Origin of the sequence: Aliamphritea spongicola (assembly GCF_017051665.1) — a bacterium.
GTDB lineage: Bacteria > Pseudomonadota > Gammaproteobacteria > Pseudomonadales > Balneatricaceae > Amphritea > Amphritea spongicola.
This window is the reverse complement of record NZ_JAFIDL010000015.1, coordinates 1-16216: the sequence shown is the minus strand read 5'-3', so window position 1 is coordinate 16216 and position 16216 is coordinate 1. Positions and strand designations below refer to the sequence as shown.

The 16216-nt window shown below is 50.1% G+C and carries 8 protein-coding genes; 1 reads left to right on the top strand and 7 read right to left on the bottom strand.

What is annotated here, in order from left to right:
• A partial coding sequence (locus JYB63_RS22440) for an integrase core domain-containing protein (protein WP_205658405.1) occupies positions 1–94 on the top strand: 94 nt, incomplete at its 5' end.
• Positions 95–135: 41 nt separating this feature from the next.
• Here JYB63_RS22440 and JYB63_RS22435 read toward each other — a convergent pair.
• The 7 genes from JYB63_RS22435 to JYB63_RS22405 form a co-directional block, all read right to left on the bottom strand.
• Positions 136–1437 (bottom strand): sodium ion-translocating decarboxylase subunit beta, encoded by a 1302-nt coding sequence (locus JYB63_RS22435; RefSeq protein ID WP_205660167.1) that lies wholly within the window; start codon positions 1435–1437, stop codon positions 136–138.
• An 11-nt stretch (positions 1438–1448) separates the two neighbouring features.
• Positions 1449–3227 carry a sodium-extruding oxaloacetate decarboxylase subunit alpha gene (gene oadA / locus JYB63_RS22430; RefSeq protein ID WP_205660166.1) on the bottom strand — a complete coding sequence of 593 codons (1779 nt, stop codon included), beginning with the start codon at positions 3225–3227 and terminating at the stop codon, positions 1449–1451.
• A 59-nt stretch (positions 3228–3286) separates the two neighbouring features.
• Positions 3287–3532, bottom strand: coding sequence for an OadG family protein (locus tag JYB63_RS22425; RefSeq protein ID WP_205660165.1), 246 nt, complete (start codon positions 3530–3532; stop codon positions 3287–3289).
• A 307-nt stretch (positions 3533–3839) separates the two neighbouring features.
• Positions 3840–5297, bottom strand: a complete 1458-nt coding sequence (gene thiI / locus JYB63_RS22420; RefSeq protein WP_205660164.1) for a tRNA uracil 4-sulfurtransferase ThiI — start codon at positions 5295–5297, stop codon at positions 3840–3842.
• A 109-nt stretch (positions 5298–5406) separates the two neighbouring features.
• Positions 5407–6372, bottom strand: a complete 966-nt coding sequence (locus JYB63_RS22415; protein ID WP_205660163.1) for a sensor domain-containing diguanylate cyclase — start codon at positions 6370–6372, stop codon at positions 5407–5409.
• Positions 6373–6374: 2 nt separating this feature from the next.
• Entirely contained in the window at positions 6375–7421 is a 1047-nt protein-coding gene (locus JYB63_RS22410) for a response regulator (protein ID WP_205660162.1), read from the bottom strand.
• Positions 7422–7661: 240 nt separating this feature from the next.
• Positions 7662–16216, bottom strand: an 8555-nt coding sequence (locus JYB63_RS22405) for a cadherin-like domain-containing protein (RefSeq protein WP_205660161.1), incomplete at its 5' end; no start/stop codon positions are given.

The window sequence follows — 16216 nt, the reverse complement described above, 5'->3', positions numbered from 1 at the left end:
GGTTGATGAGTCGGTCAGGATGTATAACCAGCGGCGCCCTCACTTGTCACTGGAATATAAAACGCCCGATGAGGTGCATCGGGCGTTTGTATGAAATAAGTGTCAACCTATATCAGGACTAGACACTTGTTAATCTTAGCCAACAAACTTGATCATCACACCGGCAGCAACCGCAGAACCGATTACACCGGCTACGTTTGGACCCATTGCGTGCATCAGCAGGAAGTTCTGAGAGTTAGCCTCCAGACCCAGCTTGTTAGATACACGCGCTGCCATTGGTACAGCAGATACACCTGCAGAACCGATCAGCGGGTTAATCGCATTACCACCGGCCATCTTGTTCATGATCTTAGCCATCAGAACACCACAGGCAGTACCGATACCGAATGCAACAACACCCAGCAGCAGGATACCCAGCGTTTCCACATCCAGGAACTTATCAGCAGACAGCTTAGAACCTACAGACAGACCCAAGAAGATAGTTACGATGTTGATCAGTGCATTCTGTGCAGTATCACTCAGACGGTCTACTACGCCACATTCACGCATCAGGTTACCGAAGCAGAACATACCCAGCAGAGGTGCAGCATCCGGCAGCAACATAGCAACCAGAATCAGCAACACGATAGGGAACATGATCTTTTCAGATTTGTTAACCGGACGCAGCTGTACCATAGAGATTTTACGCTCAGCTTCAGACGTCAGTGCACGCATAATCGGCGGCTGAATCATAGGTACCAGCGCCATGTATGAGTATGCTGCTACAGCAATCGCACCCAGCAGATCCGGTGCCAGCAGGCTGGCAACATAAATCGCTGTCGGGCCATCAGCACCACCGATGATACCGATCGCAGCTGCATCCTGGATGCTGAAGTCCATCAGACCCAGAGTCGTCAGACCTACCGCGCCCAGTACGGTTGCAAAAATACCGAACTGTGCCGCAGCGCCCAGGAACAGAGTCTTTGGATTCGCCAGCAGCGGGCCGAAGTCTGTCATGGCACCTACACCCATGAAGATCAGCAGCGGTGCTACACCGGAAGCAATCGCAACATTGTAGAAGTTATACATCATACCGTTGCTGAAACCGGCATCCTGAGCTGCATAAACAGCAGCAGTATGCTCAGCAGCCGATGAAGATGCATAAGCGCTCTTCAGCTCATAAATGTCAGTAGAGTTAACATTCAGCGCAGCAGCAATTGACTGAATAACTTCAGGACCGCCCAGGTTAAGCGCATTTTCTACAGCCGCATAAGCCAGACCCGCTTCCGGGATGTTAGCCATAATGCCGCCAAAGCCTATCGGTACCAGCAACAGTGGCTCAAAGTTCTTGCGGATAGCAAGGAACAGGAGCAACAGACCGACAAGGATCATCACAACCTGCCCACCGGTGATATTGTATATCCCGGAGGCGTGCCATAAATTCAGAAGGTTTTCCATCGAACCAACCCTTATGCCAAGGTGATCAGGCTATCGCCCACTTGAACAGTGTCGCCTTCTTTCACGTCAACGCTGGAAACAGTACCAGCACGTGCAGCACGTACTTCAGTTTCCATCTTCATTGCTTCCAGAATGACCAGAACGTCACCTTCCTGTACTGCCTGACCGGCAGATACTTCTACTTTCCAGATGTTACCGGCAAGTGGAGCAGGAACAGACTCAGCAGGACCAGCCGCCGGAGCTGCAGCAGGCGCTGCCGCTGCAGGCGCCGCAGGTGCAGCTGCAGTAATGTCGCCGCCCTCAGAAACCTGAACAACGTAGCTCTGACCATTAACGTTAATAGTGTAAGTCTGTGGACCAGTGTTTTTAGGTGCAGCCATTGCTTGTGCGTCCTCTAAAGTTGGTGCCGGTTCGAAGGCATCCGGATTGTTTCGGTTTTCCAGGAATTTCAGACCGATTTGCGGGAACAGTGCGTAAGTCAGCACGTCATCGATCTGGTTATCAGACAGGCTCAGATCTTTCTCTGTTGCCAGCTGTTCCAGTTCAGCTTTCAGCTTATCCAGCTCAGGTTCCAGCAGGTCTGCCGGACGACAGGTGATTGCCTCACCGCCATCCAGTACACGTGCCTGCAGGTCAGCGTCATACGCCGCCGGTGCTGCACCGTACTCACCTTTCAGGATGCCCTGAACTTCTTTAGAGATGGTCTTGTAACGCTCGCCCATCAATACGTTGATAACCGCCTGAGTACCCACGATCTGTGAAGTAGGGGTTACCAGAGGAATCATACCCAGGTCTTTACGAACCCGTGGAATTTCCTGCAATACATCATCAAACTTGTCGGAAGCACCCTGCTCACGCAGCTGGTTTTCCATGTTGGTCAGCATGCCGCCTGGCACCTGAGCAACCAGGATACGGGAATCCGTACCACGCAGAGAACCTTCAAACTTAGCGTATTTCTTCCGTACTTCACGGAAGTAAGCCGCAATTTCTTCCAGCTGATTCAGATCCAGACCTGTATCACGGTCAGTACCTGCCAGTGCAGCTACCACTGACTCAGTAGAAGTGTGGCCGTAAGTCATCGACATAGAAGAAATCGCTGTATCAACACGGTCAATACCGGCTTCAACAGATTTCAGGATTGTCATATCAGACAGACCGGAAGTCGCGTGTGCGTGCAGCTGAACTTCCAACTGAGTCTGCGCCTTCAGGCGGGATACCAGATCAAAAGCGTCATAAGGCGTCAGGATGCCTGACATATCTTTAATCGCAATAGACTCTGCACCCAGGTCTTCCAGAGTCTTGGCAAACTCAACCCACATGTCAGTCGTGTGTACTTCACTCTTGGTATAAGAGATGGTGCCCTGAGCATGCTTACCTGTTGCTTTAACCGCTTTAATAGCGGTTGCCAGGTTACGGGGATCGTTCATCGCATCAAAGATACGGAAAACATCCACACCGTTTTCAGCAGCACGCTCTACAAACTTCTCTACAACGTCATCAGCATAGTGACGGTAGCCCAGCAGGTTCTGACCGCGCAGCAGCATTTGCTGTTTAGTATTCGGCATAGCCTTCTTCAGCTCGCGAATACGCTCCCAGGGATCTTCACCGATAAAGCGGATACATGAATCAAATGTTGCTCCGCCCCAGCTTTCCAGGGACCAGAAACCAACTTTGTCCAGTTTTTCAGCGATCGGCAGCATGTCATCCAGGCGCATACGCGTAGCAAACAGCGACTGATGTGCGTCACGCAGTACTACGTCGGTAATGCCAAGAGGTTTTTTATCAGACATGGGTATAGGCCTTTTGTCGATTATTGCTCTTAAAATAAAGTCGTTACTTTCGCCGGGTATTAGCGAGAACGATGTTGATGAACCGCGGCAGTCATAACTGCAACCAACTCATCGTTATTATTAGCAGCGGCAGCAGGTGCGGCTGCAGGGGCTTTTCGCTTAGCCTTAGGTTCCGGGTCCGGTGCAATTTTGCTTAACACGGCAGACATGCCATTAGTAGCAAACACCAGCAAGGTCAGGAATACGAATACGAATCCCATACCAAAAACCATCAGGTTAATGCCTTCGGACATTAGATTTTCCATCTAACGGGCGCTCCTCTGTTTCATCAAAAATCCCGCAACACCCGAAAGTGTTCCGGAACCAAATCCCGCCTGAACTTTAAGTTCTCTGCAAACGACAATTTTTCTTGTAGTAAAAAAAATCGGTGTCACCTGCAGATTGGCTGAATTGTTAATAAACGGGCAATAATTAAACCCGAAAACCGCCCTGCAGGCAACAAGTTCCCCGCACTTTAGCGACAAAAAGTTGCTTTTAAAATCTTGTAAAAAAACTACAAAAAACGCTATTTTCCAAAATCATGCAGCCAAAATGTCGCTCTCAAGAAAGCGGTTATTCACCCGGCCGATACACCTTCACATTACTGTAACCTTTATCCTGCAGACTCTGTGCGTGCATCTGGCTCATCACTCCTTTATCGCAGTACAGCAGGTATTCCTTGGTCATATCTAAATCTGCAAAGCTGGACTCCAGCTCAAAGAAAGGAATTTTCAGCACTTCACACTTAGGCATATTCAGGGGCTTACGCTCCTGTTCATGCTGATGTCGCACATCGATAATCACTTGCCCCTCAGCGACACGCGTTAGCGCTTCGATTGAAGCCTCTGCCCCCAGATCCTCGACAATTTTATCGATCGCCAGAACCTGCGCATTTTCAAGCGCTTCATCCAGTACAGCATAATCAAAGTTTGCTTCTTCTTCCTCAATACGCTCAATCTGCGCATTGGTGGTCGGACGGTCAGATATAACACCACAGTATTCCGGAATGCTCTTGGCCATGTCATACGCGCCAATCTGCTTGGTGATATCGATAATGTCCTGCTTATCCATAGTAATCAGCGGTCGCAGTACCAGCTTACTGGTTGACCCATCGATCAGCGCCAGATTAGGCAACGTCTGACTGGAAACCTGAGCAACACTTTCACCGGTCACAAGGGCATGCAGCTTCATACGGTTAGCAACCCGTTCACCTGCCCGCATCATCATACGCTTGAGCACAACCCCCATCTGGGTGTGATGAACATTCTGAAGAATCTCACCAACCACTTCTTCGAAAGGTACTGTCACGAACTTAACCCGCGCAGCTGATCCGTATTTCTGCCACAGCGACAGTGCAACCTGCTTCACACCGATTTCATGAGCCTTACCGCCCAGATTAAAAAACAGGAAATGGGTTTTACAGCCCCGGCGCATGGTCATATAGCTGGCAACCACTGAATCAAAGCCACCGGAAATCAGGGACAATACTGCTTCCTGACTGCCCAGAGGATATCCACCCAGGCCTTTAAACTTGTTGGAGATGATGAACAGGTTCTGGTCACGGATTTCCAGTTTTACCTTCACTTCAGGGGCATGCAGATCAACACCGTTAGATTCACAGTGCTGAAGCAGTCCACCACCAACATAACGCTCCAGATCTCCGGATTTAAAATCGTGCTTACCGGCACGCTTTACCCGAACAACAAAAGTTTTGCCGCGGATAATTTCACTATAGGCTTCACGGGTCAGCTGGAAAACATTGTCGAAGTCCCCAAGCGGATGCTGGTCCACTTCAAGAAAATGCAGCACACCAGGAGTGGCCTGCATCACTTCAATCATTTGCTCCCGCAACTGAGCATCTGAACTGTCCACTTCAACTTCGATTTTGTCCCACAGGGCGCGCACTTTGATGTCATCGCTGAGGCGTTTCAGAGTAATCTGCATATTGGACTGTAAGCGCTGAATAAAACGCTTACGGACAGGTTTGCTCTTAATAGTGATTTCTGGAAATAGCTTAACGATAAACTTCATAATGGCTTTTTACATGTGGATTAGAAATGAGGGCGGCTATTATACATAGCCGCCTATATTTTGAACAAAATACCGGCAGAACAGCCCGTAAAACTGAGAGAAAGGTAGATTAAGACTGCGGAGAATACAAACTGACCCGGTTACGGCCATTTTCCTTGGATGAATACAGCGCTTTATCTGCACAGGCAATCCATTCCTGGCTGGACTGAACCCCTACATCCAGAGCAGCAATACCAAGGCTGATAGTATATTTAAGCGACTGCCCGTCAGAACTGACTACTGAACCTTCCACAGCTTTACGCAACCGTTCAGCCAGCAAAGCGGCATCCTGCAATGAGGTATCTCCGAGAATAATGGCAAACTCTTCCCCGCCATAACGCCCGGATACATCTATTTCACGGGCATTATGCTGAATCAGCTGTGCCAGATGCCGTATGACGTCATCACCCACCGGATGCCCGTAATTGTCATTAATGCTCTTAAAGTGATCAATGTCGAGCATCAGCAGGCAAGCACGTTGCTTCACCCTTTGCCAACGCTTATATTCCCGCTCAAGACAATCTTCCCAGTGTGCCCGGTTGTAAAGCTTGGTCAGACCATCTGTCTGACTGAGAACGGCCAGTTCCTGATTCGCTTTTTGTAAGCCTTGTTTATGTACGGCGGTGTCTGTGACGTCATACACAATCATACAGATATGCGTCACTTCACCGTCTGCGGCAAACAACGGAATGAACGTTACGTTCTGATACATAAACTCCGCCCCACCGGTCACCGGGCGGTAATTATCAAACCGAAAAAGATAGGGACGCTGCTCCCAAATCATGAAGGCTTTATTCTGTAACAGAAAAACTGAATCAACTTTTTTCCTGAACCAGTCATTTGGAACATCAGTAAAGAGATCGGTAATAACCTGATGTTTAACCTCAGCGGATGCACTGCCACTGTGGTTTTCCATGAAATCGTTCCAGAACTGAATTTTCAGTTCCTTATCAATGACCACCAGCCCCACATCAATATTGCGGAGTATTTCCATCAGTGAGTAAAGTTTGTCTATCTGATGTTGTTCCAGGGCCATAATCAATCCAGCAGATGCGATACTTTTTCGTTCAGTTTTTGCATTGATTTTTCAGTAAATAGCAGCAATAAGTCACACTTAATGGCATGGCCTTCGATCCCATAACTGATTTCAATCGCAAGGGTTTTTTGCAGGGTTTTAATATTGTCATCCATCAGATCAGATATATGACAGTGTTGCCCAAGCACAACCGGGTGTCCCTGGCTGAATTTGAAATCCAACTGTTCAGATATGCCCCCCAGACAGGCACCGATCAAAACGTTAGCAACGTCCATCAGCAGTTCCAGCTCAGCCTGTTCGTCCACACCTTCGCTGTAATTCATCAACGCTGCCAGATCCAGAAAACTGGAATCATTCAGAATCAGCAAGGCTTCACCGGAAATACCACCACCAATAAAGCCCTGACAAACACCCGAAATACGCTCGTCCGCTTCAATCGCGCTCAGCGCCATGCTAACTTCACTGACGGCAATATAATTCACATTCGGAACCGGCAGCATCACAAACACATTCAACAGCCGCGCAAGCAGATCCCCAGCCCGGCCCATGGCAACATTCGCCACTTCCTGATAGCAATCCCGCAGGCGTGCAGACAACTCATCTGGAGCATTCTGAGGCTGAGGATCAGAAGAGTTTTCGGTGACAGATACCTCAGCGACAGGCGTTTCAACAAAGTCACTGTCGCTAAAGACACCATACTGCAGCAATACGTGGTTGAGGGTATTCTGGTCGACGGGTTTTTTAATAAAATCCAGCGCGCCCAACTGTTTAACCCGCTGATAGGCTGAGGGCTGAATATCCCCGGAGATAACAATAACCATTGTCGGCAAGTCTTCACGCTGGATAGCCTCCAGCACCTGATAGCCGTCCATCACAGGCATATTCAGGTCAAGTAAAAGCACATCACCTTTACCGGCACGAATAGCATCCAGCGCCTCGCCTCCATGGGTCGCGAAGCTGACTTCAACAGCAAGGTTATCGGGTAATGATCTGGCGATCTGTTTTCGCGCCAGCGAAGAATCATCACAAATCAGTAAAGGCGTCGCCATACAGCACTAATTCCATTTCATACAACAGATTATCAAGGGTACGCCGGCACATAAACGCTTATAAATCAGCCATTTCCAGTGTTAAGAGGCACGTGACACAATGATTAAAAAATGTACATTCCGGCCGAGTGTATCAGCTCAGATCAAGGCAGGTAAGAGTCATACTGAAAAGAAGTAACCAAATTGCCCAAATAAATAAAAAGGGCCCAGGGGCCCTTTTTAACTATCCTACCGATGTTGTTACCACTCTATTTTTTCAACACCCTCGAACGTCAGCTCACTGCCGTCGGCCATAGTGACCACACCGGAAGTATCAGGATTCAGCTCCAGTGCCTGAGCAGCCAGATCATATTCCAATTCCTGACCATCAACAGTAATCGTCCAGGGGTTTTCCGGATCGTTAGTGCCATCCTGAGTAAGCTGAATAATGTCAGTCCAGCCACCGCCATTACCGCCGGAGAAGGTATCGTTGCCATCAAACGGGTTATACACATAGGTATCGTTACCCGCCTCTCCCTTAACGGTATCATCTCCTTTACCGCCAGACAGAACGTCATCGCCATCTCCGCCCTTAATGTCATCATTTCCGGCACCGCCAAGCAGTAAGTCGTCGCCTTTCTCGCCTTTCAGTTTATCGTCGCCTTCACCGCCGAGAATCTGATCATTACCGTCACCGCCTTTCAGGTCATCATTACCATCGCCACCATCCAGGTAATCATTACCATCTTCGCCTTTCAGTTTGTCATCGCCATCCCGGCCGTAAAGAGTATCCTGACCATCACCGCCTTTCAGATCATCCTGACCGTCACCGCCATCCAGTACGTCATTACCATCCTTGCCTTCCAGCTTGTCATCACCGTTGACACCCAGAATGTAATCATCGTTGCTGGTACCGCTGATGTTGTCTTTGCTGCCGGTACCGTCAATACGGTTCAGGCCTGACGTATCTGTATTCTCATTCCCAACATTGCTGGTATCAAATACATAGGCATCATCGGTACCCTGAACCTTGAAAGTAACCGTTGCGGTATCGGAACCGCCCTGGGCACCTGTCAGGGTATAATCAAATGAAAGGGTTGCAGATTCGCCGGCATTAAGGCTGTCCAGATTGTCATTCGGCGTAAACTTTAACTGATCAATTCCGCCGACAACGACTTTTTCCACAGTGCCGACAATCATACCGCTCATGGAGACCTGATTATCAAAACTGCTGATACTCAGGTTATTTCCACTACTGCCGGTATCGTTACCCAGCACATTCAGAATGACCGCAGTGTCTTCATCTGTGGCATAGGCTGCAGCTTTTTCCATCTGCAGGTTACTGATCGAAACAACTTCATCACTTGCGGTACTGGCCACATCAAACTCAACAACCGCCTGGCCATTTGAATCCAGTGTTACCTGATAAGAGTGAGTTGCATTCCAGGTATTATCAGCATCGTCATGTTCATCATAACTGCGCTGATCAATCTGCTGGCCGTTTACCCGAACAGTAAATGTATCCCGGGTTTCACTGCCACTGGTGCCATCTTCCCAGCCACCGGTTGCCCGGGAATCGAAAGACAGGGTAACCGTCTTGCCCGCATTCTCAGCACCAAAGTCAAAGGTACGGGTTTCAGTATCAGACTCAGCAACACCGTTTACTGAGCCCTGCCCCATATTCCCCAAGTTAGAAATGTTACTGCCGGTTTTCACAACCGCCGCGTTTATTTCAGCAAAATTGTCATCATTCGCCACAACCGAAGCAGCCGGTGCCCCTTCACTAGTACCGTTCACCGTAATCTGAAGATTCTGAACGGCAGTTCCACCCTGGCCATCAGAAGCAACAACAGGAATCGTCAGCACCTGGCTGGTACCGTCAGGGATATTTTCATACGCGGCATTGTCCGGATTAAAGCTGTAGCTACCATCAGCATTGAGCGTAAACCCTGCCGGTGCAGCAGTGCCTTCCTGAACTGCAAAGGTTACATTACTGTTATCATCAATATCCGTTGCCTGAAGCTGGCCGGTAATGGTGGCATCAGGTGTCTCCATGACAGTTTGGGTCAGCTCAATATTATCCAGTCGCATACCACGACCGTAATTCTGTGCCTCGCCAATGGAAACAAATTCAATCGTCATCGGCTGACCGGTACCCGTAAACGTAATCTGGCCATCATTCCAGCTCTGATCACTCTGCCCGGTACCATCATCGGTAAAGGTGTCGATAACCTGACCGTTTACCTTCACCTGCATGTTGTTAACATTGGCTCCGAATCCGGCACGGCCAGCAAAGTCGAAGTCCAGCGTATAGGTTGCCCCTTCTACTGTATCAACAGTACGACTGATCTGATCAGCGTCATCATAGTTATCAAGCTTATCATCATTGAGCTCAATGAATTTACCATCACCGGTATGCCCTGAAGCTGACGACCATATCTCAATTGCCTCTGAATCAGTTCCCCAACCATCAGCGTTCTGAACAAAGCCACTGCCAGCACTTTCAAACGTGGTACTGAACAAGGTAGTCGTATTAGCGACTGATGCCTGCGGTACATCCACAGATACAGGCTGAACAACCGACATTACCGGCGCATCGTTGGTACCGGACAGCACGATTTGTAACTGCTGGGTATCCGTCGCACCATTTTCGTCAGTGACTGTTACAGGAATCGTCAGTGTCTGGGTATCACCGGCGGCAAGATGCTGATATGAGTCATCGGCAGGGTCAAAAGTATAGGTACCATCCGCGCTCAGATTAAATCCGGCCGGGGCACTGCCTGCCAGAGAGTAGCTCAGAGAAGCAGAGTCATCTGCGTCAGTGGCACTGAAAGAACCGGTTAACTGAGGCGCATCCTCTGCAACATTTCTGCTGATATCCGCACCTGCTACCGGCGTATCATTGGTGCCATTAACAGTAATCTGAATCTGCTGAGCATCGGTGGCGCCGTGTTCGTCGGTCACCGTCACCGGAATCGTCAGGGTCTGTACATCACCAGCATCCAGGCTGTTGTACGCCGTATCCTGCGGATTAAAACTGTATGAACCATCTGCATTCAGAGTGAAACCCGCTGGCACGGAAGCACCGGTGGTCACACTGAAGGTCAGGGATGCAGAATCATCCACATCCGACGCGGACAGCTGCCCACTGATGGCGCTATCACCTTCACTGACATTGGCAGTCACATCAACGCCCGCTACAGGAGTATCGTTGGTGCCGTTTACGGTAATCTGGATCTGTTGAGTATCGGTGGCACCGTGCTCATCAGTCACCGTTACCGGGATGGTCAGGGTCTGTACATCACCTGCATCCAGGCTGTCGTAGGCTGCATCCTGTGGATTAAAGCTATATGAACCATCGCTGTTTAATGTGAAGCCTGCAGGAACAGATGCTCCGCTGGTAACACTGAAGCTTAATGACGCTGAATAATCTGCATCACTGGCTGACAACTGACCACTGATAGCGCTATCACCTTCACTGACAGTAGCACTCACATCAGCATTCGCTACCGGTGTGTCATTCGTGCCACTGATCCGTATTTCAATTCGCTGGGTATCGGTTGCACCATGTTCATCAGTAACAGTCACCGGAATCCCCAAGGTCAGCACATCTCCCACATCCATCTGCTCATAAGCGGAGTCCTGAGGATCAAAGCTGTACGAACCATCGGTATTCAGGGTAAAGCCTGCAATGTTAACCGTAGTGCTGAAGGTCAGTGTAGCTGAGTCATCAGCATCAGTAGCAGACAGCTGCCCGCCGATTGCGCTGTCACCTTCATTCACATTAGCAGTGACATCCACACCTGCAACCGGCGTATCGTTGGTGCCGTTGACAGTGATCTGAATCTGCTGGGTATCGGTAGCGCCGTTTTCATCAGTGACGGTGACCGGAATGGTCAGGGTCTGTACATCCCCCACATCCAGGCTGTCGTAGGCAGAATCCTGAGGGTCGAAGCTGTAGCTGCCATCGCTGTTTAATATGAAACCAGCCGGTACGGAGGCACCGTTAGTCACACTAAAGCTCAGAGATACAAAGTCATCCACATCCGTTGCTGACAACTGGCCGCTGATTGCTGAATCGCCCTCCTGAACCGTTGCGCTCACATCCACATCCGCTACCGGCGCATCGTTGGTGCCACTTACTTTAATTGCAACCCACTGAGTATCACTTGCACCGTGCTCATCAGTAACCGTTACCGGTATTGCCAGCGCCAGAACATCGCCAGCAGCCATTGTATCGTATGCCGGGTCCTGAGGATCAAAGCTGTAACTGCCATCACTGTTCAGTGCAAAACCTGCAGGCACGGAGGCGCCATCCATCACACTAAAGCTCAGGCTTGCAGAGTCATCTGCATCTGTCGCAGACAGCTGGCCAGAAATCGCTGAATCGCCCTCGTTCACGGAAGCCTTAGCATCAGCCCCCGCCACTGGCGCATCGTTGGTGCCGTTCACGGTAATCTGGATTTGTTGCGTATCCGTGGCGCCGTTTTCGTCAGTTACGGTCACAGGAATGGTCAGGGTCTGAACATCACCAGCATCCAGGCCGTCGTAGGCAGTATCCTGTGGATTAAAACTGTAAGAACCATCGCTATTCAGGGTGAAGCCTGCAGGAACAGACGCGCCGTTGGTCACACTGAAGGTTAAAGACGCTGAGTCATCGGCATCCGTCGCGGACAGCTGACCAGAGATAGTGCTATCGCCTTCATTCACATTGGCGGTAACATCGGCACCGGCAACTGGGGCATCGTTAGTGCCATTCACGGTGATCTGAATTTGCTGAGTATCAGTGGCACCGTTCTCGTCAGTCACTGTTACCGGGATGGTCAGAGTCTGAACATCACCCGCATCCAGGCTGTCATAAGCAGCATCCTGTGGATTAAAGCTGTATGAGCCATCGCTATTCAGGGTAAAGCCTGCTGGTACGCTAGCACCATTAGTAACGCTAAAGGTCAGAGACGCAGAGTCGTCAGCATCTGTCGCTGACAGCTGGCCAGAAATGGCGCTGTCACCTTCGTTTACACTGGCAGTAATATCCGCACCCGCTACCGGCGCATCGTTGGTGCCGTTTACAGTGATCTGAATTTGCTGAGTATCGGTGGCCCCATTCTCATCGGTCACTGTAACCGGAACGGTCAGAGTCTGTACATCACCGGCATCTAAACCGTCGTAGGCCGCATTCTGTGGATCAAAGCTGTAGCTGCCATCGCTGTTTAATGTGAAGCCTGCTGGAATCGACGCACCGTTAGTCACGCTGAAGCTTAAGCTCGCAGAATCATCGGCATCGGTAGCAGACAGTTGGCCGCTGATGGCGCTATCACCTTCGTTTACACTGGCAGTAACATCTGCACCCGCTACCGGCGCATCGTTGGTGCCGTTAACAGTGATCTGAATTTGCTGAGTATCGGTGGCCCCATTCTCATCGGTCACTGTAACCGGAACGGTCAGAGTCTGTACATCACCCGCATCTAAACCGTCATACGCGGCATCCTGTGGATCAAAGCTGTAACTACCATCCGCATTCAGAGTAAAGCCTGCTGGTAAGCTAGCCCCGTTGGTTACACTGAAGCTCAGGCTTGCAGAATCATCGACATCGGTCGCTGACAACTGGCCAGAAATGGCGCTGTCACCTTCGTTTACACTGGCAGTAACATCAGCACCGGCCACCGGTGCATCGTTGGTACCGTTAACGGTAATCTGGATTTGCTGAGTGTCAGTCGCACCGTTCTCGTCAGTCACTGTTACTGGAATGGTCAGGGTCTGAACATCGCCAGCATCTAAACTATCGTAGGCAGCATCCTGTGGATCAAAGCTGTATGAGCCATCGCTATTAAGGGTGAAGCCTGCAGGCACAGATGCACCGTTGGTCACACTGAAGGTTAAAGACGCTGAGTCATCTGCATCCGTCGCGGACAGCTGGCCAGAAATGGCAGAATCACCTTCGTTAACACTGGCGATGACATCCGCACCCGCTACCGGGGCATCGTTGGTGCCGTTAACAGTAATTTGTATCTGCTGGGTATCGGAAGCCCCATTCTCGTCGGTCACCGTCACAGGAATGGTCAGAATCTGAACATCACCGGCATCTAAACCGTCGTAAGCCGTATCCTGTGGATCAAAGCTATAGCTGCCATCACTATTTAATGTGAAGCCGGCAGGTACAGATGCACCATTAGTCACACTAAAGCTTAAGCTGGCAGAGTCATCGGCATCAGTGGCAGACAACTGGCCAGAAATAGCTGAATCACCTTCGTTCACAGAAGCCGTCACATCAGCGCCTGCAACCGGGGCGTCGTTGGTGCCGTTAACAGTAATTTGTATCTGCTGGGTATCGGAAGCCCCATTCTCGTCGGTCACCGTCACCGGAATCGTCAGGGTCTGCACGTCGCCTGTATCCAGGTTATCGTAGGCGGCATCCTGTGGATTAAAGCTATATGAACCGTCGCTATTCAGAGTGAAGCCAGCAGGAATAGACGCTCCGTTGGTCACACTGAAGGTCAGAGACGCTGAGTCATCTGCATCCGTCGCTGACAGCTGGCCACTGATGGCACTGTCACCTTCATTCACATTGGCGGTGACATCCACACCCGCAACCGGCGCATCGTTGGTGCCGTTCACGGTGATCTGGATCTGCTGTGTATCCGTCGCACCATGCTCATCGGTTACCGTTACAGGAATCGTCAGGGTCTGAGCATCACTAATATTGAGACTATTATATGCAGCGTCTTGTGGGTCAAAGCTGTATGAACCATCTGTATTCAGCGTAAAGCCTTCAGGTACAGTTGCTCCGCCGGTCACGCTATATGTCAGATCTGATGAGCTATCCGAATCCGTCGCACTGAGCTGACCGGTAACAGAAGCAGCACCTTCATCAACTGTCGATACAACATCAGCACCGGCAACAGGGGCATCATTCTGCCCGGTGACCGTAACTCTGATCTGCTGCGTATCAGTGGCTCCCTGATCATCTGTGACAGTGACAGGGATTGTCAGGATTTGAACATCTCCCTGATCCAGACCGTCATAAGCCCCGTGCTGAGGGTTAAAGATAAAGCTACCATCTGCATTCAAAGTAAAGCCCGCCGGAGCAGTCACACCATCACTCACACTGAAAGTAAGCACAGAACCGTTATCAATATCCGTTGCTGATAACTGCCCGGTTGCCGGCGCTGCTCCCTCAAACAGATTGAAAGATACATCCTGCCCAGCGACAGGCCCGTCATTAGTGCCTGTCACGACGACTTTAGCTATCCCGGTAACTGAACCGCCATAGCCATCACTTACCTGGTAGCTAAAGCTGACTTCCCGGGTTTGCCCTGCGCCAAGGTCCTGGAAATCACTGCCCGGATCAAAGCTATACGAACCATCATCATTGATGGTGACGCTTCCTTCCTCCGGCTGCCCACCTTCTGCCAGGCTATAGGATAAAGAATCATTATCTGCATCTGTGGCAGCCAGCGTGCCACTTACTTCACCGCCGTCCTCAACAGCTGAGCCGGTATGTTCTGCTGCTACCGGTGCTGAATTATTCACAGGGACAGTAACCGTTTTAACGGATGTATCACCGCTGTCACTTTCCGTCGAAGTCACACTGGCTTCGAGGGTAAACCGTGTTGTTTCTGAGGATACTTTTACCGACAGGCCATCCAGATCAGACTGAGGAACAACCCAGTCACCGTCCGCATTTTTCGTTCCTGCAGACAACGTCGCGTCTGCCGGGACTCCTGACAGAACGACCCCGGATAATGACTCAGAACCATCAGTATCAACCCCCAGACTGCTGGATATCTTCAGAGGAATTGAATTACCTTCATGGACATCAACAACAACATCATCGATATTAATGTACCGGTCACCGCTACCGTCAAATTCCATAGCGACTCTGAACACATCATCAAAGCCTGGTACTCCAGTGAAATTCACTACAGTCGTTGCATTATCCTGGGCAATCGTCGTTACAGTATGAGTACCGACAACATTGCCATCCTCATCGTACGCTTTAAACGTGACCTCTTTGCTTTCTGAGTTCCGGTTAGTATCCGCATGAGGATTACCGTTTGACGAAATAACCAGTGTTTTCAGTGCGAAAGTATTACCATCAGACTCCTGAAACTCCGGTGGAACCGTACCGCTATAACCGGTGCTTGCCAGCCCCTGATCGTTATGCGCATACATGTTCTTAAACTGGAAGCCATCTTTTTCCGGATTGTAATCATTGCTGCTGTTATCAAAACTGATCGTTCTTTCCACTGTTCCGTCAACCGCTTCGCCAACCTGTACTGACAGACTCGGCTCATCAGCGACACCGGCAACCGCAATCGTGCTGCTGGCGTTAGTCAGACCACCCTGACCATCCGCAACGCTATACTGGAAGTCGGTATTACCACTCCAGTTTTCATCCGGCGTAAACGTGAATGTATTGGTAACAGCATCAAAGGCCAGACTGCCATTATCCGGCTGCTGAAAGCTGTCAATACTCAGGGTACCGCCATCAACATCGGAGTCATTACCCAGTAAGTCACTGGCCGTAAACACAACGGCTTTATCTTCCAGACCACTGATGGTTTCAGTATTAGCGACCGGAGCATCATTCGTGCCGTTGACTGTAATATTGATCAGCTGAGTATCTGTATCCCCTTCCTGATCGGTTACGGTGACAGGTATTGCCAGGGTCTGGATCTCACCAGCACTCAAACCATCATAAGCAGCATTCTGGGGATCAAAGCTGTAAGAGCCGTCTGAACTCAGAGTGAAACCCGCCGGCACGGAGGCGCCATTACTTACGCTGAAGCTTAAGCTGGCAGACTCATCAGCATCAG

Excerpts from the sequence above, each read along its gene's own strand:
- JYB63_RS22410 (WP_205660162.1), bottom strand. The coding sequence starts at position 7,421 with ATGGCGACGCCTTTACTGATTTGTGATGATTCTTCGCTGGCGCGAAAA.
- JYB63_RS22415 (WP_205660163.1), bottom strand. The coding sequence starts at position 6,372 with ATGGCCCTGGAACAACATCAGATAGACAAACTTTACTCACTGATGGAA.
- JYB63_RS22435 (WP_205660167.1), bottom strand. The coding sequence starts at position 1,437 with ATGGAAAACCTTCTGAATTTATGGCACGCCTCCGGGATATACAATATC.
- oadA (WP_205660166.1), bottom strand. The coding sequence starts at position 3,227 with ATGTCTGATAAAAAACCTCTTGGCATTACCGACGTAGTACTGCGTGAC.
- JYB63_RS22425 (WP_205660165.1), bottom strand. The coding sequence starts at position 3,532 with ATGGAAAATCTAATGTCCGAAGGCATTAACCTGATGGTTTTTGGTATG.
- thiI (WP_205660164.1), bottom strand. The coding sequence starts at position 5,297 with ATGAAGTTTATCGTTAAGCTATTTCCAGAAATCACTATTAAGAGCAAA.